Raw genomic sequence first — 22,782 nt, forward strand, 5'->3', positions numbered from 1 at the left:
CCGTCCGCCGACGTCCGGCACCCGACACCCCGCCCCCCCCGCCACAGGAAGACACCACCGACATGACGATCACCCAGGAGCAGGCCACCTGGTTCTCCCAGACCTTCTCGCAGATCGCCGACAACGTCGAGCGCGCCGTCCTCGGCAAGCGGCACGTGGTCGAACTGGTGCTCACCGCCATGCTGAGCGACGGACACGTGCTGCTCGAAGACGTCCCCGGCACGGGCAAGACCTCGCTCGCGCGCGCCGTCGCGCAGTCGGTGCAGGGCACGAACACCCGCATTCAGTTCACTCCCGACCTGCTCCCGGGCGACATCACCGGCATCACGGTCTACGACCAGAAGACGGGCTCGTTCGAGTTCCACACCGGCCCGATCTTCGCCAACATCGTCCTCGCCGACGAGATCAACCGCGCGAGCCCGAAGACGCAGTCGGCGCTGCTCGAGGTCATGGAAGAGGGCAGCGTCACCATCGACGGCGTCTCGCGCGAGGTCGGCGTGCCGTTCCTCGTGCTGGCGACGCAGAACCCCGTCGAGCAGGCCGGCACCTATCGCCTGCCCGAGGCGCAGCTCGACCGCTTCCTCCTGCGCACCTCGCTCGGCTACCCCGACCACGCCGCGACCCTCCGCATCCTCGACGGCGGCGCCGTCGCCACGGCCGACCTCCGCCCGATCATCACGCCGCAGGCCCTCGTCGGCATGGCCGACCTCGCGGCATCCGTCTACGTCGACGCGCTCGTGCTCGACTACATCGTGCGACTCGTGGATGCCACCCGCACGGCCGACGAGGTGCGGCTCGGCGTCAGCATCCGCGGTGCCCTGGCCCTCACCCGCGCGACGCGCGCCCGTGCGGCGTCGCAGGGCCGCACGTACGCGACCCCCGACGACGTGAAGGCGCTCGCCGTGCCCGTGCTCTCGCACCGGCTGATCCTCCACCCCGAGGCGGAGTTCGACGGCGTGACGCAGGAGGCCGTCGTCGGTCAGGTGCTGCTCGACACCCTGCCGCCCACGCAGCGCGAAAGCGCGTGACGATGGCGGCGACCGTGGCATCGGAACCCCCGGGGGTCGGGTCATGCCCGATGTGAACCTCACCGAGTCGCGTCTCACGCGCACGTCGGCCGGCACGATGGCGACCGGCTCGCGCACGTCGATCACCTCAACGTCGACCCGCCGGCAGCGCCGGATCGTGCGCGCGGTCGTGCAGGTCGCCGAGGCCTGGCGCGTGGCGACCGAGGCAGTGGCTACGGCTGCGCGGTGGGCGGGCAGAACCGTACGCCCGGCCGGTGCCGTGGTCGTGGTGGCCGCTTCGCTCGGGCTGGCGTTCGGACTCATCTTCGGCTGGGTCGAGTGGATGGTCGCGGGCAGCGCCGCCCTGCTGCTGCTGGTGATGGCCGTGCCGTTCCTGTTCGGCGCGCGCGCGTACGCCGTCGACCTGGCCCTCACCCACGAACGCGTGGTCGCCGGCCACTGGGTGACCGGCGAGATCGTCGTGCGCAACGAGAGTGCGCGCCCCACGCTCCCCGGTCGTCTCGACATCCCGGTCGGTCGCGGGCTCGTCGAGTTCGGGGTGCCGCTGCTCCGCCCGGGTCAGGACACCACCGAGCCGCTCGAGATCCCGCCGCTTCCGCGCGGGGTCGTGCGGGTCGGCCCCGTCACCACCGTGCGCAGCGACCCGATCGGTCTGCTCCGACGTGAGCACGCCTTCGACGACGTGCACGAGGTGTTCGTGCACCCCCGTACGGTGGGGCTCCCCTCCACCAGCGCCGGCCTCATGCGCGACCTCGAGGGCAACGCCACCCGCCGACTCGTCGACGCCGACATGTCGTTCCACGCGATCCGCGAGTACGTTCCGGGGGACTCCCGGCGTCAGGTGCACTGGAAGTCGACGGCGAAGACGGGCCGGCTGATGGTGCGCCAATACGAGGAGTCCCGTCGCTCGCGCATGGCGGTGGTGCTCGCCGCCGCGACCCAGGAGTACGCGGATGCCGACGAGTACGAGCTCGCGGTGTCGGCCGCCGCCTCGCTGGGTATCCGGGCGGTCCGCGACGCGCGCGACATCGACATCGTCACCGGGTCCGAGATCCCGCGCGTGGTGAAGGGGCGCCTGCGCGCGATCCGCCATGTGCCGGTGATCTCGCCGCGTGCTCTGCTCGACGGGTTCAGCGGACTCGACCGGCACGAGAACACGATGCCGGTCGAAGACGTCTGCCGTTTGGCATCCGAAGCCAACGAGCGCCTCTCGATCGCGTTCGTCGTCGTCGGGTCGGCCGTGCCGCTCGGGCGTCTGCGGCAGGCCGCGTTGGCGTTCCCGGTCGACACGGCGGTCGCCGCCGTCATCTGCGACGAACGCGCTCATCCGCGCATGCAGAGCATCGCGGGTCTGACGGTGCTGACCATCGGCACCCTCGACGATCTGTCCGGGCTGCTCGCGCGGGGAGCCACGTCATGAGCGCGCGGCGCCGAGACACCTCGGCCCGCCGTCGACGCGAGGCGTCGTCGGTTCCGCGATGGGTTGCGGGGGCGTTGTTCACCGCCGCGTGCATCGTGCTGGCGGCGGTCGCGGCGTGGCCGATCTACGCGTCGGCGTCGTTCCTGGTCCTGGTCGTCGGGGCGTCGATCGTCGCGGCTGCGGTGGTCGCCCTCGTCGCGTGGCGGCGCGGGGGCGGGTGGGCGCTCGCGGGCGGCCTGGCGGGGGCGTTCGTGCTCCTCGCGGTACCGCTCGCCGTGCCGTCGCGCCTCACCTCGCCGCTCGACGTGCTGCGCGGCCTCGGAGAGGCCCTTGCCGGGCTCGTCGTCGCGTGGAAGGACCTGGTCACGGTCGACCTGCCGGTCGGCTCGTACCGCAACCTGCTCGTGCCCGCCCTCGTCGTGTTCCTGGTCGGCACGGGGGCGACCCTCGCGCTGGCGTGGCGCGGCGACCGTCGCGCGACCGGTGCCGTCGTGAGCGGTCTGGCCATGGTCGGCTTCGGTCTGTTCTTCGGCCGCACCGCGACCAGCGCGCCCCTCGTCGTCGGTCCGCTGACGTTGGCGTCACCGGTCGAGACGGCGGTCGGACTGTGCGCCCTGCTGGTGGCGGTGCTGTGGCTGGCCTGGCGCGCGCACGACGAGCGCCTCCGCGCGCTGCAGCGGGCGAGCGACGTGTCGGCGGCTCCCGTCGCGCCCGGCAGGTCGGCCACCGACCGTCGCCGCGCAGCTCTCGGGGTGGCGATGCTCGGGGTCGCGGTGGTGGCGACGACCGCGGTCGTGCCGTGGGTGGCTCGGGATGCCGACCGGCAGGTGCTGCGCTCCGCCGCCGGCCCCGACGCCCAGATCGCCGAGGCGGTGAGCCCGTTGGCCCAGTACCGCGCGATGTTCGCCGATGCGCGCGCCGACGACGTGCTGTTCCGCGTCAGCGGCGAGGGTTCCCTGCCCGAGCGCATCCGTGTCGCAACCCTCGACATGTACGACGGTGAGATCTTCCGCGCCTCCGGCGACACGGGCGGGGGGTTCCTGCGCCTGCCGTCGGTGCGCGACGCGGGGGAGGGACGCCCGGTCGACGCTGACGTCGAGATCGTCGACGGCGAGGGAATCTGGATGCCGACCGCCGGGAGCCTCGCCTCGGCGACGTTCGAGGGGGACCGGCGCACCCTGCTCGCCGACCGGTTCTACTACAGCGCCGCCGCCGAAGCCGGCGTCCAGACCGCCGACGGAGGCCTGATCCAGGGGGACCGCTACCGACTGTCGGCCGTCGAACCGGAGGCCGTCGACCTCGCGACCCTGACCCCGCCGGGAGTGGCCGACGGGGTGTCCGGCGGAGACAACCTGCGGCGCTGGGTGCAGGAGCACGCCGCCGGCTCCGACGGGGCCGCCCTGCAGTCGCTGGTGCAGATGCTCCGCGCGCGCGGATACCTGAGTCACAGTCTCGCGCCGCAGGGCTCGGCGACCCCGGCCTGGGCGGCCGAGCTTCCCGGGTACCAGGTGCAGCCGAGCGCCTCCGGGCACTCGCTGGCCCGCATCGACGCGATGTTCGAGCGACTGCTGGAGCGGGAAGAAGATCCGCGGGCCGAGACCTCGGGCAACTTCGTCGCCGCCGTCGGCGACGACGAGCAGTTCGCCGTCGCGACCGCCCTCATCGCGCACGAGCTGGGATTCCCCGCGCGGGTCGTGGTGGGCACGCGCCTCGTCTCGGCCGACGCCGAGCTGTCCACGTGCGCGGCCGGCGAGTGCCGCGCCCGTGATCTGAGCGCGTGGACCGAGGTGCAGGGCGTCGACGGGCGGTGGGCCGCCATCGACGTCACGCCGCAGTGGGAGCAGTCGCCGAGTCTCGAGGTGACGCAGCAGCAGGACCCCGAGAACGTCACCGAGGTGCGTCCCGACACCGTCGAAGAAGTGGTGCCCCCGGCGCCCGTGCAGGAAGACAATGCGCTCGACGACGACGTCCCCGCCGACGACGGCCTCGATCTCGCCTGGCTCTGGCCCGTGCTGCGGGTGGCGGGGATCACCGCGCTGGCGCTGCTGGTGCTCTTCGGCCCGTTCCTGGCCGTCGTCATCGCGAAGGTGCTGCGCCGGCGCGGGCGCCGCCGCGACCCCGACCCGCGTGCCGCCATCGCGGGCGGGTGGGACGAGTACGTCGACGCGGGCATCGACGCCGGCCGGACCGTACCCCTCGCGCCGACTCGCAGCGAACTGGCCCGAGCCTTCGCCACCCCGTCCGCGACCCGTCTGGCCGAAGACGCCGATCGGGCGGTGTTCGCCCCCACCGCGGTGAGCGCCGACGAGGTCGCGGCCTTCTGGCGCATCGTCGACGCGGATCGCCGCGTGCTGCTGCGTCAGCGGGGTTTCTGGCGGCGCGTCCGCGCGGCCGTATCGTTGAGATCGTTCCTGCGGTTCCTCGCCCCACGCCGTCCGCGGCGGGGGTCGCCGCATCGCGACGAGAGGGGGAAGCGTCCCACCGCCCCGGCGGGACGCGACACGACATGACCGATTCCACCGGCTGGATCCTCGGCGCGGCTTCGCTCGCGCTCGCCGTCATCCTCTACCTCTGGCTCGCGCTCGCGCTCGCCGCGGTCTTCCGCAAGATCGGGGAGCCCACGTGGAAGGCCTGGATCCCCGTCCTGAACGTCGCGACGGTGCTGAAGCTGGGCGGCTTCTCGCCGTGGCTCGTGCTGCTCAACATCGTCCCGATCTTCGGCGGGATCGCTTTCATCGTCGTCTTCATCGTCGCGGTGCACCGGATCTCGGTCGGCTTCGGTGCCGGCGCGGGCATGACCGTCGTGGGTGCGCTGTTCCCCGTGATCTGGGCGAGCATCCTCGGCTTCGGCTCGGCGCGTTGGGAGGGCGACGACGCGGCCGCCCCCCGCTCGGCCGTCGACGAGGATTCCGCCCCGGCGCGCCGCGGTCGTGACTTCGACGGGCCGTACGTGCCGCTGATCGGCGGCTGGACGCCCGACCCCGCGGACTCCGCCCGTGATCAGGATGCCGCGGGCCCGGCCGAGTCCGTGCCCGTCGCTGTGCCGGGCACGGCGCCGGTCGCGGTGCCGTTCGCGGCCCCCTCCGGATCGCTCTCCGACGCCGCCCCGTCGCCGAGCGACTGGGCCCCGCCCGCCGACCTCCGCCCCGCGAACTTCGACGGTCCGCGCCGCGCGAGCGGGTTCCCGCCCGCCGCCGACGTCCCGTCGACCGCGACCTCAGCGGCCGACGCGCAGCCCGCGTCGCCCGCCGTCGAGCCCGCCCCCGTCGCCCCGACTCGCGTCGCCCCGACCCCGCCGGTACCGACGTCGGTCTTCGACGTGCTCGACGCCCTGCGCGACGAGGCTCCCGCCACCGGGGAGACCTCTCTTCCGCGCGAGCCCGCGGCCGCCCCCTCGGCGCGCGGTGAGGTGCGACCGGACTCGCGCGAGACCGACGACGACGCCTCTCGCGTCCGCGACGAAGGCTTCTCCCCGGTCAGCGACCGCCCGCTTGCCGGCGCACCGGCGCGCGGCGACGCGGCCCCGGCGTGGACCCCTCCCGCGACGTTCCCCGATGCCGCGTCGGCGGCCGGCGTCGACGAAGACTCCGACGGTTCCGAGGCAGCGCCGTGGGCGAACCCGCCGCGGCGCACGCCGCGACCGGATGCCGACGGCGCGACGCCCGCGTCGGGCACTCCGCTCACGCGTCCGGCGCCCGAGCCCGTCCCCGCGCCGCGCGCAGCGGTCAGCGCCGTTCCCGACGACTTCCCTGAGCTGTCCGAGGCCGTGTCGGCGGTCTCGGAGGCCCCGGATGCCGGGTCGCCGCGATCGGCGCGCACCTCGGTCTCGGCGTTGTACACCCAGCCGGAGGTGCCGTCCGATCAGGCCGACGACGACTTCGACGAGCTCGATCGCACCGTCGTCACGCGGCGCAAGCGCATCCCGTGGGCACTGATCCCGCCGGGCGGTGCCCCCGTCGACCTCACCTCGTCCGTCGTCATCCTGGGGCGTCGCCCGGCCCTCGACCCGTCGCGCCCGGACGCGCAGCTCGTACCGATCTCGGATGACACCCGCACGGTGTCCAAGACGCACGCGCGCCTCGAGCTGCGCGGCGACACCTGGTTCGTGACGGATCTCGACTCGACCAACGGGGTGCTCTTCGCCACCCTCATGGGGACCGAGGTCGAGGCCCCTCCGGGGGAGGAGATCGAGGCCGGCGAACGCTTCTTCCTCGGCGACGCGGAGGTGCGTCTGTCGCGGAGGGACGTGTGAGCGGCCCCTACGACCGCCCCGACGATCCCGACGAGGTCACCCTCTGGTCCGGTCGGCTGCGGCCCTGGCCGGCGGCCCCGGTCCCCGAGGGAGACCTCGACGACGAGACGGTGCGCTCGGGAGGGACCGACCTCGACGACGACACCGTGGTGTCGGGTCGCCTCGCCCACGACGACACGGTGCGTTCGGCGCGACCCGAGGTCGACGACGACACGCTCCGGTCGGCTCCCGCCCTCCCCGACGACGACACGGTCGTATCGCGAAGCGCGCGCATCGACCCGGGTGCGGCGGCTTCGGATGTCGACTCCTCGGATGCCGATGACCCGGCGGACGCCTTCACCACCACCGCTCCGCGCCGCCCGCTCGCGTCGATCCCCGACGTCGATGAGGTGACACGGCGTCGCGCGGCGCCGGTGCCCGATGTTGACGAGGTGACTCGTCGCCGTCCCGCGTCGGTCCCCGACGTCGATGAGGTGACACGGCGTCGCCCTGCCCCGGCCCCCGATGTGGGCGAGGTCACGCGCCGCCGTCCGGCTCCGGCAGCGACCCCCGACGTCGACGAGGCGACCCGCCGCCGACACGTCGCGCCCGACCCCGACCTCGACGACACCACGGCGCCGGGCGCGCGAGCACGTTCCGCCACTCCCGACGCCGCGTCCCCCACGACGCCGCCCGCTCCCGATCTCGACGACCAGACCGCCTCGGGCGTTCGTCGCCGCGCGGCGCGCGCGGCCGACGGCGCGGTAGGCGGCGCCGCGGCACCCGACCGCGAGGCGCCCGCTCGCACCTCGCCCGCCCGAATCGCGCCCGACCGAGAGGTGCCCGGCACCGTCCGCGCCGCGCACATCCCGATCGCGGGGGAGCAGCAGGCCTACGCCCCGCGCACGGGCGAACCGGTGCGGGTGGAACGCCGCCCATCGGCATCCGCGGTCCGTTCTGAGACCGACGTCCCCGCCAGCCGTCGCCGCACGGGTCGTCGCGGTGCGCTCCGCGCACTGATCCTCGCGGGCGTGATCGTCGTGCTGCTGGGTGTCGCGGTCGCCGCCGCGGTGCTGCTGCTCGGCTGAGCGCTCGGCACCCGGCACACTCCCAGCCCGAGGGGCCGCACACGTTTGCCCCGCTCCCGGGGAGCGCGTATCATTGGCCGGGTGTGCGTTCACGCGCGCCGTGCGTCATGCCTCCGGGCAGGTCGTTCGGATCAACGCTCGCACCATCTCAGGGATTGGCCTGCGAACAGGTCACCCCCACGGCATATCCACCACGACCGCGTCCGATCATTCTGGCGCGTGGCGGATTCCACGTGAGCCCGACACGTCACGAATCGCAAGATCCACGACGTTTCGGGGGAGACACGACGCTGTCACCGTGCAGCACCCTGCGCAGAACCGCAAGGAACCGCGCAGCACAATCAAGGAGAGAACGTGCCAACCATTCAGCAGTTGGTTCGCAAGGGCCGCTCGCCGAAGGTCACAAAGACCAAGGCTCCCGCGCTGAAGTCGAACCCCCAGCAGGCCGGCGTGTGCACCCGCGTGTACACGACGACCCCCAAGAAGCCGAACTCGGCCATGCGCAAGGTCGCCCGCGTCAAGCTGCGCAACGGCACCGAGGTCACCGCCTACATCCCCGGCGAGGGCCACAACCTGCAGGAGCACTCGCTCGTGCTCGTCCGCGGCGGTCGCGTCAAGGACCTCCCCGGTGTCCGTTACAAGATCGTCCGCGGTGCACTCGACACCCAGGCCGTCAAAAACCGTAAGCAGGCTCGCAGCCGCTACGGTGCGAAGAAGGGCTGAGTCAGATGCCTCGTAAAGGTCCCGTCACCAAGCGTCCGGTCGTCAACGACCCGGTCTACGGTGCTCCGATCGTCAGCCAGCTGGTCAACAAGATCCTCGTCGACGGTAAGAAGTCGATCGCAGAGTCGATCGTCTACACCGCCCTCAAGGGTGTCGAGGCGAAGAACAGCCAGGACGCCGTCGCCACGCTGAAGAAGGCGCTCGACAACGTCCGTCCCACCCTCGAGGTCAAGAGCCGCCGCGTCGGTGGCTCGACCTACCAGGTGCCCGTCGAAGTCAAGCCGCACCGCGCGAACACCCTCGCGCTGCGCTGGCTCGTGAGCTACGCGAAGGGTCGTCGCGAGAAGACGATGACCGAGCGTCTGCAGAACGAGATCCTCGACGCCTCGAACGGCCTCGGTGCCGCGGTCAAGCGCCGCGAAGACACCCACAAGATGGCCGAGTCGAACCGCGCCTTCGCGCACTACCGCTGGTAACAGCTCCTTCTTCGACGGGCTCGGGCGGCCGACCCGGCCCGCGAGCCCGTCGAAGAACCCACGACATCCGCCACCACACGTAAGGACACCCCGTGGCACAAGACGTGCTCACCGACCTCACCAAGGTCCGCAACATCGGCATCATGGCGCACATCGATGCCGGCAAGACGACGACGACCGAGCGCATCCTGTACTACACGGGAACCAACCACAAGATCGGCGAGACGCACGACGGCGCTTCGACGACCGACTGGATGGAGCAGGAGCAGGAGCGTGGCATCACGATCACCTCCGCTGCTGTGACGTGCTTCTGGGACAAGAACCAGATCAACATCATCGACACCCCCGGGCACGTCGACTTCACCGTCGAGGTGGAGCGTTCGCTCCGCGTGCTCGATGGCGCCGTCGCCGTCTTCGACGGCAAAGAGGGCGTCGAGCCCCAGTCGGAGACCGTGTGGCGTCAGGCCGACAAGTACAACGTCCCCCGCATCTGCTTCGTCAACAAGATGGACAAGCTCGGCGCGGACTTCTACTTCACCGTCGACACCATCATCAACAAGCTCAAGGCGAAGCCGCTGGTCATCCAGCTGCCCATCGGCGTCGAGAACGACTTCATCGGTGTCGTCGACCTCGTCGAGATGCGCGCACTCGTCTGGGCGGGCGACGCCAAGGGTGATGTCACCATGGGCGCCAAGTACGACATCCAGGAGATCCCGGCCGACATGGCCGACGTCGTCGCGAAGTACCGCGAAGAGCTCCTCGAGACCGTCGCCGAGACCGACGAAGAGCTCCTCGAGAAGCACTTCGGTGGCGAAGAGCTCACCGTCGCCGAGATCAAGGCCGCGATCCGCAAGCTGACGGTCAACTCCGAGATCTACCCGGTGCTCTGCGGCTCGGCGTTCAAGAACCGCGGTGTGCAGCCCATGCTGGACGCCGTCATCGACTACCTGCCGTCGCCCCTCGACGTGCCGGCCATCGAGGCGCACGACCCGAAGAACGAAGAGACGATCATCGAGCGGCACGCCGATCGTGAAGAGCCCTTCACCGCGCTGGCGTTCAAGATCGTCACGCACCCCTTCTTCGGTCGTCTGACCTACATCCGCGTCTACTCCGGTCACCTCGACTCGGGTGCGCAGATCGTCAACTCGACGAAGTCCAAGAAGGAGCGCATCGGGAAGATCTTCCAGATGTACGCCAACAAGGAGAACCCGGTTCCTTCGGTCACCGCCGGCCACATCTACGCGGTCATCGGCCTCAAGGACACCACGACCGGCGACACCCTCTGCGACGCGCAGAACCAGGTCGTCCTCGAGTCGATGACGTTCCCCGAGCCCGTCATCGAGGTCGCGATCGAGCCGAAGACCAAGGCCGACCAGGAGAAGCTGGGTCTCGCGATCCAGAAGCTCGCCGAAGAAGACCCCACGTTCCGTGTCGAGCAGAACAACGACACCGGCCAGACGGTCATCAAGGGCATGGGTGAGCTGCACCTCGACATCCTCGTGGACCGCATGAAGCGCGAGTTCAAGGTCGAGGCTAACGTCGGCAAGCCGCAGGTCGCGTACCGCGAGACGATCAAGAAGACCGTCGAGCGTCACGACTACACGCACAAGAAGCAGACCGGTGGTTCGGGTCAGTTCGCCAAGATCCAGTTCGCGCTCGAGCCCCTCGAGGTCACGGCCGAGAAGATCTACGAGTTCGAGAACAAGGTCAGCGGTGGTCGTATCCCCCGCGAGTACATCGGACCCACCGACCAGGGCTTCCAGGACGCCATGAACGTCGGCGTGCTCGCCGGCTACCCCATGGTGGGCGTCAAGGCGATCCTGCTCGACGGCGCGTCGCACGACGTCGACTCCTCGGAGATGGCGTTCAAGATCGCCGGCTCCATGGGCTTCAAGGAAGCGATCCGCAAGGCCAACCCCGTCATCCTCGAGCCGCTCATGTCGGTCGAGGTGCGTACTCCCGAGGAGTATATGGGCGACGTCATCGGTGACCTCAACTCGCGTCGCGGACAGATCCAGTCGATGGAAGATGCCCAGGGCGTCAAGGTCGTGCGGGCGCTCGTTCCGCTGTCCGAGATGTTCGGCTACATCGGTGACCTGCGCTCGAAGACCTCGGGCCGTGCCGTGTACTCGATGGAGTTCGACAGCTACGCCGAGGTTCCTCGCGCCGTTGCTGACGAGATCGTCCAGAAGAACAAGGGCGAGTAACACCTCCCTCGCGGATGCCGGGAGCCCCTGCTTCGGCACGGGTTCCCGGCATCCACTCAAACTGAATACCGACTCTCTAGTAATCTGAGAACAACCCCCGCGAAGAACCGGTCGCAATCCAGTGCCCGAGACCTCGCAACCAACGTCCTGAGGAGGACCCAGTGGCTAAGGCCAAGTTCGAGCGGACCAAGCCGCACGTGAACATCGGAACGATCGGTCACGTCGACCACGGCAAGACCACGCTCACCGCTGCCATCTCGAAGGTGCTCGCCGACAAGTTCCCGTCGGCCACCAACGTTCAGCGTGACTTCGCGTCGATCGACTCGGCGCCGGAAGAGCGTCAGCGTGGTATCACGATCAACATCTCGCACGTCGAGTACGAGACCCCCAAGCGCCACTACGCGCACGTCGACGCGCCCGGCCACGCCGACTACATCAAGAACATGATCACCGGTGCCGCGCAGATGGACGGCGCGATCCTCGTGGTCGCCGCCACCGACGGCCCGATGGCTCAGACGCGTGAGCACGTGCTGCTCGCCAAGCAGGTCGGCGTTCCCTACCTGCTCGTCGCGCTGAACAAGTCGGACATGGTCGACGACGAGGAGATCCTGGAGCTCGTCGAGCTCGAGGTTCGCGAGCTCCTCTCGTCGCAGGACTTCGATGGCGACAACGCCCCCGTCGTCCGCGTCTCGGGCCTCAAGGCTCTCGAGGGCGACGAGCAGTGGGTCAACGCCATCGTCGAGCTCATGGAAGCCGTCGACGAGTCGATCCCCGACCCGGTGCGTGACAAGGACAAGCCGTTCCTCATGCCCATCGAGGACGTCTTCACCATCACGGGCCGTGGCACGGTCGTCACGGGTCGCGCCGAGCGCGGTACCCTCGCGATCAACTCCGAGATCGAGATCGTCGGCATCCGCCCGACGCAGAAGACCACGGTCACGGGTATCGAGATGTTCCACAAGCAGCTCGACGAGGCCTGGGCCGGCGAGAACTGTGGTCTGCTCCTCCGCGGCACCAAGCGTGACGACGTCGAGCGTGGCCAGGTCATCGTGAAGCCCGGTTCGGTCACCCCGCACACCAACTTCGAGGGCACGGCGTACATCCTGTCCAAGGAAGAGGGCGGCCGCCACAACCCGTTCTTCACGAACTACCGCCCGCAGTTCTACTTCCGCACCACCGACGTGACCGGCGTCATCACGCTGCCCGAGGGCACCGAGATGGTCATGCCCGGTGACACCACCGAAATGTCGGTCGAGCTCATCCAGCCGATCGCCATGGAAGAGGGCCTCGGCTACGCGATCCGTGAGGGTGGCCGCACCGTCGGCGCCGGTACGGTGACCAAGATCGTCAAGTAAGTCTCTTTCGACTTCACTCGGCACAGGCCGGGCCTTCGGGCCCGGCCTTTGTCGTTCCTGCGCGAGGCATCGTCGCAGCTGTGACGGACTCCGGATGCCGTGCGCCCACCCGTTCTGCGTGATGGCGGGTACTGCGACGCGAGGCCGTGCTCTTCGCGAATCGGGCCTCGCGGGTGAAACCCGTAAGCTGAACGGGTGAGTGACACCCCCTTCGAGCCGAGCCGACGCTCCCGTCGCGAGGCGCGGGCGGAGGTCGACACCGCCCCCTCCGAGCCCTCGCTGAGCGTCGGCCACGATGACCGTGGCGCGTCCGACCGTCCCGCCGACCGCCCGCGTGCCTCGAACGATCGTCCGGCTCGACGCCCGGCATCCGGGTTCTTCGGTACCTGGAAGCCCCTGGCGGCCGCTGCCGCCGCGCTCGTCGTCGCCATCGTCGTCGGGCTGTTGGCCGGAGTCGCCTTCAACGGAGCCGCGGGTCGCAGCGTCGGCAGTGTCCTGGCATCCGTCGTCGTCGGGGGGGCCGGCCTCGGGCTGATGGCCCGCATGCGGCCCGCCGGATTCTTCTCGCTGCGGGGCCTCGACGTGCTCTGGGCACTCGTGCTCGGCGCGATTCTGCCCTTCGTCACCGGCATCGCGGCGGGGTCCCTCGGGTGGCCGGCGTTCGCGGCACTGTCGCCGCGGTGGCTGCTGCTGGGTGTCGTGGCGCCGTTCGTCGTCACCGTAATGCTGGCCTTCTTCGCCATCGGCTTCGTCTTCCCGGCGGCTCTGAGCTATGCGTCGACGCGCTTCACCCCGACCATCGCTCGCGTGGTGGGCGGCGTCGTGTCCGCCCTCGCATTCGCGATCATCCCGCTCGTCTTCTCGGGCACCGTGTCGGGCATGCCGACCGCGCTGTTCGTGGGCCTCGGCATCGCGGCATCCGTCTTCGTGGGGCTCTCGCTGCGCTTCTGGGGGCCGCTGCTGCTGAGCCTCGTCTTCCCGATGGTCTGGGTCGCGCTCTCGGTCGCCGGCTACCTGCTGGCCTGAGGGCTCAGCGTCTGCGGAGCACCGGTACGGCGGTGACCGACAGCGCACCCAGCACGGCGAGCTGCACCGCGGCGACACCCGCGGCCGCGCCCGCGACGCCGAGCGTCGATGCGCCGATGAGCACCGCGGGCACGATCAGCACCGCGCCGACGCACACCGCGGCGAGGTAGGCGCCGTCGCGCCCCGCGGGCAGCACGACGCACATGCCGAGCGCCGTGGCGATCGTCATCGCCGCCAACGCGATCCCGCCGAAGAGGGCGGTGAGTGACGAGATCTCGAATCCCGGGCCCAGCACGATGGGCGTGGCCCACGGGATGACGAGGGCGAAGCCGGCGCCGAGCGCGATCGCGAGCAGGGCGTGCAGGCCGACGGCGCGGCGCATGCGGCGGAGCCCTGCCTCGCCGGTGGCCGACGAGACCCACCCCTGGAACGAGCCGGTGATCATGTAGACGCCGATGTAGCCGTACTTCAGCACGCGGTCGAACGGGGCGAAACCGATGGCCGCGGGCGCGCCGGCGATACCGAGCGTCGAGAGGGGCGCCGTCTCAGAGAACGTCAGCAGCCCGGCGGCCAACGCCGTGCGCCAGCCCCCACGGTAGGCCGCTCGCGCGTCGGCGATCGCCGCACGCGTCGAGAAGCGTTCACGCAGTCCGATGAGCCACGTGGCGACGAGGAACGCCGCGAGCGTGCCGACGAGCAGCACCGCCGGGTAGAGCAGAGGGATGCCGGTGGCCAGCGCCGCGATTGCTCCGGCGAGGTTGAGCACGATCCGGGGGACCGCGTCGAACACGAGCGCCAGGAGCGGTCGACCGACCCCGACGGCGTACCAGCTGAGCGACAGGCCCTGCAGCGAGAACGCCAGCGCCGAGACGATCGCGAGCGCGTGATCGTCGGCGTGGCTGGCCAGGGCGGCGGCGACGGCGACGAGGGGCAGCACGACGAGGCTGTTCGCCCCGCGCACGACGATGCTCGCGCGGAAGACCCGCGAGGGGTGCGCGGACCGCGCCGCCTCGACCGGGCCGCGCACGGCCCACCCGAAGGTGATGAGGGTGGCCGCGAGCGTTCCCAGGGCCTGCCCGATGGCGATCTCAGCGAAGCCGGTGGGGCCGGCGGCGCGTGTGATGAGCGGGAGGGCGATGAGGGGCGAGATCGCCGACAGCGCCGACACGGCCGTCAGCAGGGCGACGCTGCGGGCCCGGTGGGGCCGCGGCGGCTCAGGCGCGACCGAAGACACGGCCGGGTTCGCGCGCGTCTCCGCGCCCACTGTCACGTGAGTCGTTGCGCTCGTCGTCACCGAGGGGGCGCAGGATCACCGCGATGAGGATCCAGGTGATCGCGAACCAGAACATGCTCGTGAGCGTCGCTGACAGCAGATACGAGGCCAGGAGCCCCGCGGCCACGGGTTTGCGTTCGCGGGGGACGCAGACGAACACGGTGACGAAGAGGGCGACCAGCAGGCCCAGGCCCACGATCCCGCCGTCGTAGAGGACCTGCACGGGCAGCATGATGATGTGCCCGCTGATGCCCGGGGTGCCCGGCTGCTCGTGCCTCAGCCCGAAGGTGTTCGTGCCGTTGCCGAACCACAGGTTGACGCCGTGCATTTCCTGCGCCGCGAGTCGGGCGACCTCGAGGCGGAAGCCGATCGTGCCGCCCTGGAAGTCGACGTCGCCGATCTTGTTCTGCTGCTCGGGGTTGGTGGGGTCGGGGATGCGAGTCGCTTCGGGAGCGGGGGCCGACGGGGTGATGGAGTCGACGGGCTCGGTGGGCGTCGTGGTCTCGGCGGGGGCGGCGGCCGAGGTGGCGGGGCTGGCCGACGGCGGCAGCGTGCGGTCGGCGGGGGCCGCATCTCCCACGGCGGCGATGATGCCGTAGGTCACGACGAGGGTGGCCGCGAGCACCGCCGTGGGCAGGATGCGCAAGAGTCGTGAGCGCCACGACGAGCGCGACGACAGGAGCGTGAAGAGGCCGAAGACGCCGAGGCCCAACACGAGGCTGAAGACGGCCGTCCGGGTCTGCGAGGCGACGAGACCGAGGGGCACCGCCACGGCGATGGCCGCGGTCTCCCAGCGGCCGATGCCGCGCCGGGTGATCGTGAGGAGCGTCCAGAAGACCAGGATGCTGGCGTAGATGTTCGCTTCGATGGCGGTCAGCCGAGAGACGTACACCTCGTACAGCCAGTCGAAGTCGGTGCCGAGGGCGATCTGGCCGCGGGTCAGGTTCGCGACCACGAAGGCAGCGAAACCCACCAGTGCCCAGGGGGCGACGGACCAGCGTCCGAGACGCCCGGCGAGGTCTGCGCCCTCGCTGAGCGCCATCAGCGAGACGAGCAGCAGCAGGTCGATGACGAGCCAGATGAGGATCGACGCACTCCATGACAGGCTCGGCGAGAACACCAGGGTGGTCACGACGTTCCAAACCACGAAGGCCGCGTAGACGAGGGGCACGGGATGCCGCGCCGCGCGGAGGAACGCTTCGCGCAGCACCGGGTGCACCAGCGTCCAGGCGGCCAGGAGGAGCGGGACCACCTGCTCCACCCGCACGCGGAATCCGGCGATCTCGGCGTCGTAACGCCCGAGGAACGAGCTGATGACGACGGCGACGATGAGTCCGAGGGTGATGAGACGCGTGCGGCCGGTGAGGGCGGGACGCGCGTAGGCGGTGGTGGGCGTGAACGTCATCGGGGTGTTCCCTCGCTCCACAGCTCGTCGAAGATCCGGCGGTCGAAGGTGGCGCGCGAGAACAGTCTCTCGAAGCGGTCGCGGGCGGTGGAGGCCGCCGCCCGGATGCTGTCCTCGTCGAGTGCGTCGAGCGCTGCCGCCCAGGCGTCGACGTCTCCGGGGGGAACGAGGAGGGGGCTGTCGCCGACGATCTCGCGGAGGCCTCCCGCGTCGCTCGCGAGCAGCGCGCGTCCGGCGCCGAGCGCCTCGATGGCGATGGTCGGAAGCGGGTCGGGCAGAACGCTCGGCACCACGACGACGTGCGCGGCGTCGAGGTGCGCGCGCACGTCCGACGTCGGGCCGACCACGACGATGCGGTCGTGACGCGGCGAGGTGGCGACGAGGGCGGGCACGTCGACGGCTTCGCCGCTCGGCGGCCGATCGCCGAGGATCTCGAGCCGCAGGTCGTCTCGACGTGTCGCGTTCCAGGCGTCCAGGAGCACGCGGTGGCCCTTCCAGGCGTTCCATCGGCTCGCGACCACGACGCGGATGCCGTCGACGAATGTCGGAAGCGGGGTCGGGGGCGCCGCCTCGAAGCCGTTGTTCACCACGCGCGTGCGCCCCCGCAGGGCCGCCGGCAGAACGTCGGCGACGGCCGCGCTGACGGCGATGATGCGGTGCGCGAACCGGAGGAAGGGGACGACGGCCTTCGAGCGCTCGTCGATGTGCTCGTGCAGGTGCAGAACGACGCGGGCGCCGGACACGCGTGCGGGCGGGGCGGCGAGGGCGGCGGCCGCGGTGTTCAGGTAGACCAGGTCGGGGCGAGCGGCCAGCAGACGGGCTCCGGTCGTCAGCGCTCGCCAGGCGAGGCCCGGAAGGCGTGCGGGCCGCAGGTAGGCCCGTCGCATGATCGGGAGAGCGCGGTGGTGCACGCGGATCCCCGCGTCCTGAAGCGCGCGGGTGAGCTGGCGCTCGGGGTAGTCGACGTCGGTGGGCAGCCACACCTCCACGTCGAGATCGCGGGGCACCGTGCGCAGCACCTCGAGCAGCACGCGGTCGGCGCCGTACATCTCGTCGGAGGGGTGGATGACGATGGCGCGGCGACGTCGGTTCACTCGGCGACTCGCGACTTCAGCTCGCGCGCGGGGATGCCGCCGTAGACGGCCCCCGCCGGGACGTCGCGCGTCACGACGGCCCCCGCGGCGATGACCGCACCGTCACCGATCGTCACGCCCGAGGTGATCGTCACGCCGCTGGCGATCCAGCATCCGGAGCCGATGGTGATGGGCGACCACTCCACGCCCTGCGACTTCACGTCGAGGGAGGGATCGCTCATGACGTGGTCCTCGGCGAACACGCGCACGCCAGGGCCCAACATGGTCTTCTCGCCGATCGTGACCCCGCCGGAGCATCCGATGTAGCACCCGGGCGACAGGCTGCTGCCGTCGCCCATGACGAGTCCGACGCCGATCGCGCGGGAGTAGTAGCTGCTGGGGCGGATGAGTGTGCTCGAGCCGATCGACACCTTGTCTCCGAAGCGGATGCCGCCACGGCTGAGGCCCTGGATCTCGGCGAAGTCCTCGACGATGAGGTCGGCGCCGGCGTGCACGAGGTGCGGGTTGCGCACGCGAACGCCTCGGCCGATGAGCGGAAGTCCGGTCGAGGTGCCGAGGCGGGGGGCGAGGAGAGCACCTCGAACCGCCATCGGGCCGACTTTGGCCGCTAACTGCGCGCTGACGATCCGCCACCGGTCGCTGCCGACCTCGCGGAGACGCTCGCGCTGTTCGTGGACGATCTTGCTCGCAATACCCATGACTCAGCGGGCCCGCTTCTCGGAGGGGTGCGGGGAGCCCTCGGTCGAGCGAAGATGGGAGCGAAGAAGCCGTTCGTACGACGCGTTGACGCTTTCCCAGGAGTAGGCGTCGACCGCGCGACGCACCGCGTTCTCGCTCAGCTCCTGCTGACGCGCGGGGTTCGTCAGCAGGCCGCGCAGTGCCGCTTCGATCTCGGAAGGAGTCGCGCCCGTGAACTCACCGGCGTCGGCGCCGAGCACCTCGCGGCTGTGCACGGTGTCGCGGGCGACGATCGGGGCGCCGGCGGCCATCGCCTGCACGAGTGCGGGGTTGGTGCCGCCGACGCTGTGCCCGTGGAAGTATGCCCCCGCGTGCTGCCACAGGCTGTGCAGGCGGTGGTCGTCGTGGACGTGACCGAGCCAGTGGAAGCGGGGGAGGCGTTCCGCGAGGGCGGCGGCGCGATCGTCGAGATCACCGCCATAGCCGGACGACCCGACCACGATGACGTCGTGCGTCTCAGCGAGGCGCTCGGCGGCGTCGAAGAACTGTCCGACGGTGTTCTCGGGCACGAAACGCGCGACGACGAGCGCGTACCCGCGGTGGGTGAAACCGGGTTCGATGGGCAGCGGTGCCGGCACGTCGGCGCCGTAGGGGATGAAGGTCCCTCCGACGCCGAACTTGGTCTGCCAGGCGTCACCGATCGTGCGGGCGTCGACCACGCGCTCGGTCGACCACTTAGCTGTCACCTTGGCGCCGGCACGGAAGACCGCTTTACCCAGAGCGCTCCACTTCTCACGTTCCCACTCAAGACCGTCCACATTGACGATGGTCGGGATGCCGCCGGCGCGAAGCATCGGCAACCAGAACCCGTTCGCGACGTTCATGATGAGTGCGACGTCGGGCCTTCTGCGCGCGGCGTCGAACGTCGAAGTGAATCCGTACGACAACGTGCTGAGAGCCTTTGAATCCACGCCCTTGGTCATTCGCGAGACGACGCGTGGATCGCGCTCGGGGTCGGCGGGATCCGTTGCACCCGGCCGGCCGTAGACCGTCACGTCCCAGCCGTGCTCGACCAGAAAAGGAGACAGGCGTCGCACGGCTGTCTCGAAACCGCCGTAATAACTCGGATAGCCGCGCGTGCCAATGATGGCCACGGCGGGCATGCGGCGGTGTCCCACGCGTCTCCTCGGGTTTCTCGGGTAGGAGCGGCGGCGCAGCGCAGTGGTTTCGGCGCTTTCGCGCGCACAGCAGTCTTTGCCCCCGACTTCGGTAGCATACCCATCTGCGCGGCTATGCCCCGTCGCGCCTACGCCGTACCCCGACTCCCGGCGTGATCGGATCAGCATGCCGCGAATGTCCCTCGCCAACTACACCCCCACGAAGATCGCGTGGATTGTGCTCGCCGCACTTTCCGCTGTGCTGGTGGCGCTGGTGGCCGCTGTGGGCATCGGTGCCTTCATCGCGCAAAAGGAATTGCGCGCCGCAGTACCCCTGGTGTCGAAGGTGCAGGGGCAATTCGGATCTGACGATCAGGCGGCGCTGGCCGACTCCGTCGAGAAGTTGAAGGGGCATGCGTCGGCCGCTCGCGCCGCCGCTGACACGTGGCTGTGGCAGGCGGCGGAGCAGGCCCCTTTCATCGGGTCGACTCTGCACGCTGTGCGCTCGTCGACGATCGCGGTCGACGAGCTCGCCGAGGGTGTACTTCCCGTGCTCTCCGATGTCGATCCGGCTCTTCTCCGTCCGCAGGGCGGCGTCTTCGATATCGCGGCGATCGCCAACCTCACCGGACCGGTGTCCACCGCCGCGGAGGCGGGCGAGAAGGCGGCGAATGCGCTCGAGGGCGTCGACCCCACAACCGCGCCCGGCATGCTGCGGGCGCCGCTGACACAGCTGACCGGCGCGGTTGGGGCACTGCAGCCCGCGCTGTCGAGAATCAACGCACTCATGCCGCAACTCCCATCGATGATGGGCCAGGACGGCCCGCGCGACTACCTGCTGCTCGTTCAGAACAATGCCGAGGCGCGCGGGACGGGTGGCATTCCGGCATCGGTGGTGATGTTGCGTCTCGAGGGCGGCAAGCTGTCGATCGCGGCGCAGGCGACCAGTCGCGATTTCACGAACAAGCGCGCGACGCCGATCATCCCACTCGATCCCGAGGTCGTGAAGCTCTACGACGACAAGGTGGGGCGTTTCTCTCAGGACATCACCTCGACTCCCGATTTCGCCCTCTCCGCGGAACTGGCGAAAGCGTTCTGGACCGAATCGTTCGGAACGCCCGTGGACGGTGTGATCTCCATCGATCCGGTAACCCTGTCTTACATTCTTGAGGCGACCGGGCCGATCACGCTCGAGACGGGCGACGAGCTGACGTCGTCCGACGCCGTGAGCATTCTGCTGAGCGACGTCTACGCGCGCTATCCGAAGAACGCCGACCAGGATGCGTTCTTCGCCTCCGCCGCGGTCAAGGTCTTCGACGCGGTGTCGTCGGGAGATTTCCAGCCGGTTCCCTTCGCCGAGGCCATCGTGAAGGCTGTCGATGAGAACCGCGTCCTGTTCCACTCCTTCGACGAGGCGACGCAAGCGGCCTTCACCGGGTCTCGTCTGCTCGGGCCGCTGCCCGCGACCGATGATCCCGCCGACCCGACGCTCGGCGTCTTCGTGAACGACCTCACCGAGGGCAAGCTCAGCTACTACACGTGGATGTCGGCCGAGGTGCAGGTCAACCGGTGCGCCGCCGTGCCGACCTACACGTCGATCGTCACGTTCGTGAACGCTCTGGATCAGGCGACCTCCGACGGCCTGGTGAACTACGTCGACGGCGCACGCCACTACGCGAAGGGGACGATCGGAACCGACCTGCAGTTCTACGGTCCGAGCGGATCCACCTTCGTCGGCGCGGCGCTCGACGGTGTCGACGTCGACATCACGACCGGGGAGCACCTGGGGCGCCCGGTGGGCCGCATGTGGGTCGTGAACCCGCCGCAGACGGTGCACACTCTGGCCGTGCAGTTCCAGGGTTCTCCCGGCGACGGCGATAACGCGTCGATCGTGCACACCCCGATGGTGAACCCCGTCAACACGACGGTGGTCGACGTCCCCTGCAGCTGATCGTCTGAGGCGCGGCGTCGCAGACGAAGCGCCGCGCGCCTTCCGAACGGGCTCAGAGGACGGCGAACAAGTACGCGTATCCCGCCAGCAGGCCGAGGTTCATCAGGCCGCCGATCGGCGCGAGTACACCGGGCGATCCACGGCGCAGGATCACAGCGACCACGGCGAGCACCAGCCCCAGCACCGCACCCGCCGTGCTCAGCGCGAGTGTGCTGGTCAGCGGGATCGTTTCGACGAAGGCCGCCCAGAGGCGTGCCACCACGGCCAGCTGCACGCCGATCGATGCAAGGGCGGCCAGCAGCGACAGGGTTCCGAGCACTCGGGGGGCGGTCTTCACGCGCCGAGCCTACCGGAGGGCTCTTCAACGACCGGAATCGTGCGGGCGGGCGGGAAGACCACGAAGTGGTAGAGAACGAAGCGCACGACGGTGACCCCGGCGATCGAGACGAGGTTGACGATGTTCAGCCCGATCGGGCCGGCATCCCCGTAGATCGCCTCCAGTGCCTGCGCTCCAGCCCACACCGCTGCTGCGCCCAGGCCCGTGCAGACGGCGTTCACGAGCAGGAAACGCACCATCTGGCGCCCAGCTCCGGTGCGGGAACGGGAACGGAAGGCCCACTCCCGGTTGCCCACGTACGCGTTGACGAGGGCGATGAGAGAGGCGATGACTTTCGCGGCCACCGGGCCGACACCCGCGAGCAGCAGCAGGTTGAACGCCGCGATCTCGATCCCGGTGCTGATGGCGCCCACGATCAGGAACCGCACGGACAGAGCGCCCGCGCGCCGAAGATTCCTGGTGCGCCCCACGAGTGTCATACGCTACATGTTCGGGGGAGTAGCCGGGTGAATTCATCCCGGAGGAATGCGGGGATGCCAGGGTGCAGGCGCAAGATCACGTCGCGGTCGTGATACCGGCGTTCAACGAGGCCGAGGCGCTTCCGTCGTTCCTTGCAGAGATCCGCGCCTCGTTCGCTACCGTCGGCCGTTCTGTCACGCTGATCGTCGTGGACGACGCATCGATCGATGACACCAGCACCGCGGCCGCGCCGCTCGCCGATGTCGTGCGTGCCCCCGTCAATCGCGGGCATGGACCGACGGCGCTCGCCGCGTACGCCGAAGGCCTGCGCAGTGGGGCGGGGACCATCGTGCACGTCGACGGCGACGGCCAGTTCTACGGCGACGACATCGCCCGCGTCGCCGTCGCCCTCGATCGCCCCGAGGCCGACGTCGTCCACGGCGTGCGTCGAGGCCGCACCGACCCCTGGTTCCGCCGATGCCTCAGCGGGCTCGTCCGCTTCGCGGTGGTGCTGTTGTGCGGGCGGTCCGTGCCCGACGTGAACACTCCGCTCCGCGCCTACCACCCCGATACGCTGCAACTGCTCGTCGATGGAGTCCCCGACGGCGCTCTCGTCCCGCACGTGCACTTCTCTATCGCCGAGGCTCGCGAGCGCCTCCGTGTCCGCTACGTCTCGGTGGAGAGCATCCCGCGTCGTGGGGCGGTCTCCCAGGGCACCATGTGGGGTGCGGGACGTACGCGCGTGGTGCTGCCGCCTCTCCGCCTCGTGCGGTTCGCCGCTCGAGCTCTCGCCGAGCTGTGGCGCGTCGACATTCTCGGACCACGCCGCGGTGGGGCCCGCATCTCCGGGCACGACGCAGCGTTGCGCGGCTGA

19 protein-coding genes are annotated in these 22,782 nt (G+C 70.2%); 12 read left to right on the forward strand and 7 right to left on the reverse strand.

Annotated features, from left to right (window positions below; genetic code table 11):
• The first annotated feature begins 62 nt into the window (after positions 1-62).
• The 10 genes from IFU19_RS08105 (at position 63) to IFU19_RS08150 (ending at position 13,554) form a co-directional block, all read left to right on the forward strand.
• Positions 63-1,028, forward strand: a complete 966-nt coding sequence (locus IFU19_RS08105) for an AAA family ATPase (protein ID WP_055935947.1) — start codon at positions 63-65, stop codon at positions 1,026-1,028.
• A gap of 43 nt (positions 1,029-1,071) precedes the next feature.
• Positions 1,072-2,448, forward strand: a complete 1,377-nt coding sequence (locus tag IFU19_RS08110; RefSeq protein WP_192013414.1) for a DUF58 domain-containing protein — start codon at positions 1,072-1,074, stop codon at positions 2,446-2,448.
• On the forward strand, positions 2,445-4,958 hold the full coding sequence (locus tag IFU19_RS08115; RefSeq protein ID WP_192013415.1) for a transglutaminase domain-containing protein: 2,514 nt from the start codon (positions 2,445-2,447) through the stop codon (positions 4,956-4,958). Before IFU19_RS08110 ends, IFU19_RS08115 begins: the two co-directional genes overlap by 4 nt.
• Entirely contained in the window at positions 4,955-6,700 is a 1,746-nt protein-coding gene (locus tag IFU19_RS08120) for a DUF5684 domain-containing protein (protein WP_192013416.1), read from the forward strand. Before IFU19_RS08115 ends, IFU19_RS08120 begins: the two co-directional genes overlap by 4 nt.
• Entirely contained in the window at positions 6,697-7,767 is a 1,071-nt protein-coding gene (locus IFU19_RS08125; protein WP_192013417.1) for a hypothetical protein, read from the forward strand. Before IFU19_RS08120 ends, IFU19_RS08125 begins: the two co-directional genes overlap by 4 nt.
• 354 nt (positions 7,768-8,121) lie before the next feature.
• Positions 8,122-8,490 carry a 30S ribosomal protein S12 gene (gene rpsL / locus IFU19_RS08130; RefSeq protein ID WP_017201609.1) on the forward strand — a complete coding sequence of 123 codons (369 nt, stop codon included), beginning with the start codon at positions 8,122-8,124 and terminating at the stop codon, positions 8,488-8,490.
• Positions 8,491-8,495: 5 nt separating this feature from the next.
• A complete protein-coding gene (rpsG, locus tag IFU19_RS08135) occupies positions 8,496-8,966 on the forward strand; it encodes a 30S ribosomal protein S7 (RefSeq protein ID WP_055833595.1) in 471 nt (156 codons plus the stop codon).
• Positions 8,967-9,058: 92 nt separating this feature from the next.
• The gene (gene fusA / locus IFU19_RS08140) at positions 9,059-11,173 is read left to right on the forward strand and encodes an elongation factor G (RefSeq protein WP_055833598.1); all 2,115 of its coding nucleotides are present in this window, start codon (positions 9,059-9,061) and stop codon (positions 11,171-11,173) included.
• A gap of 161 nt (positions 11,174-11,334) precedes the next feature.
• Positions 11,335-12,528, forward strand: a complete 1,194-nt coding sequence (tuf, locus tag IFU19_RS08145; RefSeq protein WP_055833601.1) for an elongation factor Tu — start codon at positions 11,335-11,337, stop codon at positions 12,526-12,528.
• Positions 12,529-12,723: 195 nt separating this feature from the next.
• Positions 12,724-13,554 carry a hypothetical protein gene (locus tag IFU19_RS08150; RefSeq protein WP_192013418.1) on the forward strand — a complete coding sequence of 277 codons (831 nt, stop codon included), beginning with the start codon at positions 12,724-12,726 and terminating at the stop codon, positions 13,552-13,554.
• Between the two features lie 4 nt (positions 13,555-13,558).
• Here the strand turns inward: IFU19_RS08150 and IFU19_RS08155 are convergent, their stop codons facing one another.
• The 5 genes from IFU19_RS08155 to IFU19_RS08175 form a co-directional block, all read right to left on the reverse strand.
• Positions 13,559-14,788, reverse strand: a complete 1,230-nt coding sequence (locus tag IFU19_RS08155) for a hypothetical protein (RefSeq protein WP_192013419.1) — start codon at positions 14,786-14,788, stop codon at positions 13,559-13,561.
• Positions 14,769-16,232 (reverse strand): hypothetical protein, encoded by a 1,464-nt coding sequence (locus IFU19_RS08160; protein ID WP_192013420.1) that lies wholly within the window; start codon positions 16,230-16,232, stop codon positions 14,769-14,771. Before IFU19_RS08160 ends, IFU19_RS08155 begins: the two co-directional genes overlap by 20 nt.
• Positions 16,229-17,326, reverse strand: a complete 1,098-nt coding sequence (locus tag IFU19_RS08165; RefSeq protein ID WP_192013421.1) for a glycosyltransferase — start codon at positions 17,324-17,326, stop codon at positions 16,229-16,231. The genes IFU19_RS08160 and IFU19_RS08165 overlap by 4 nt, the downstream gene beginning before the upstream one ends.
• Complete coding sequence (locus IFU19_RS16835; RefSeq protein WP_274604680.1) at positions 17,323-17,916, reverse strand: acyltransferase; 594 nt, start codon at positions 17,914-17,916, stop codon at positions 17,323-17,325. The genes IFU19_RS08165 and IFU19_RS16835 overlap by 4 nt, the downstream gene beginning before the upstream one ends.
• Positions 17,917-18,027: 111 nt before the next feature.
• Positions 18,028-19,182, reverse strand: coding sequence for a glycosyltransferase (locus IFU19_RS08175; protein WP_342343394.1), 1,155 nt, complete (start codon positions 19,180-19,182; stop codon positions 18,028-18,030).
• Between the two features lie 175 nt (positions 19,183-19,357).
• On the opposite strand from IFU19_RS08175, the gene IFU19_RS08180 reads away from it, so the two are divergent.
• Positions 19,358-21,112: a DUF4012 domain-containing protein gene (locus IFU19_RS08180; protein ID WP_207301771.1), complete on the forward strand. Its 1,755-nt coding sequence runs from the start codon at positions 19,358-19,360 to the stop codon at positions 21,110-21,112.
• A 52-nt stretch (positions 21,113-21,164) separates the two neighbouring features.
• Here IFU19_RS08180 and IFU19_RS08185 read toward each other — a convergent pair whose 3' ends face one another.
• Together IFU19_RS08185 and IFU19_RS08190 are read right to left on the reverse strand one after the other, a co-directional pair.
• A complete protein-coding gene (locus IFU19_RS08185) occupies positions 21,165-21,449 on the reverse strand; it encodes a hypothetical protein (RefSeq protein WP_191916637.1) in 285 nt (94 codons plus the stop codon).
• Positions 21,446-21,928: a GtrA family protein gene (locus IFU19_RS08190; RefSeq protein ID WP_191916638.1), complete on the reverse strand. Its 483-nt coding sequence runs from the start codon at positions 21,926-21,928 to the stop codon at positions 21,446-21,448. Before IFU19_RS08190 ends, IFU19_RS08185 begins: the two co-directional genes overlap by 4 nt.
• A 62-nt stretch (positions 21,929-21,990) precedes the next feature.
• Between IFU19_RS08190 and IFU19_RS08195 the strand changes: the two genes are divergently transcribed.
• On the forward strand, positions 21,991-22,782 hold the full coding sequence (locus IFU19_RS08195) for a glycosyltransferase (RefSeq protein ID WP_192013424.1): 792 nt from the start codon (positions 21,991-21,993) through the stop codon (positions 22,780-22,782).

Source organism: Microbacterium sp. CFBP 8794, from assembly GCF_014841235.1.
GTDB lineage: Bacteria > Actinomycetota > Actinomycetes > Actinomycetales > Microbacteriaceae > Microbacterium.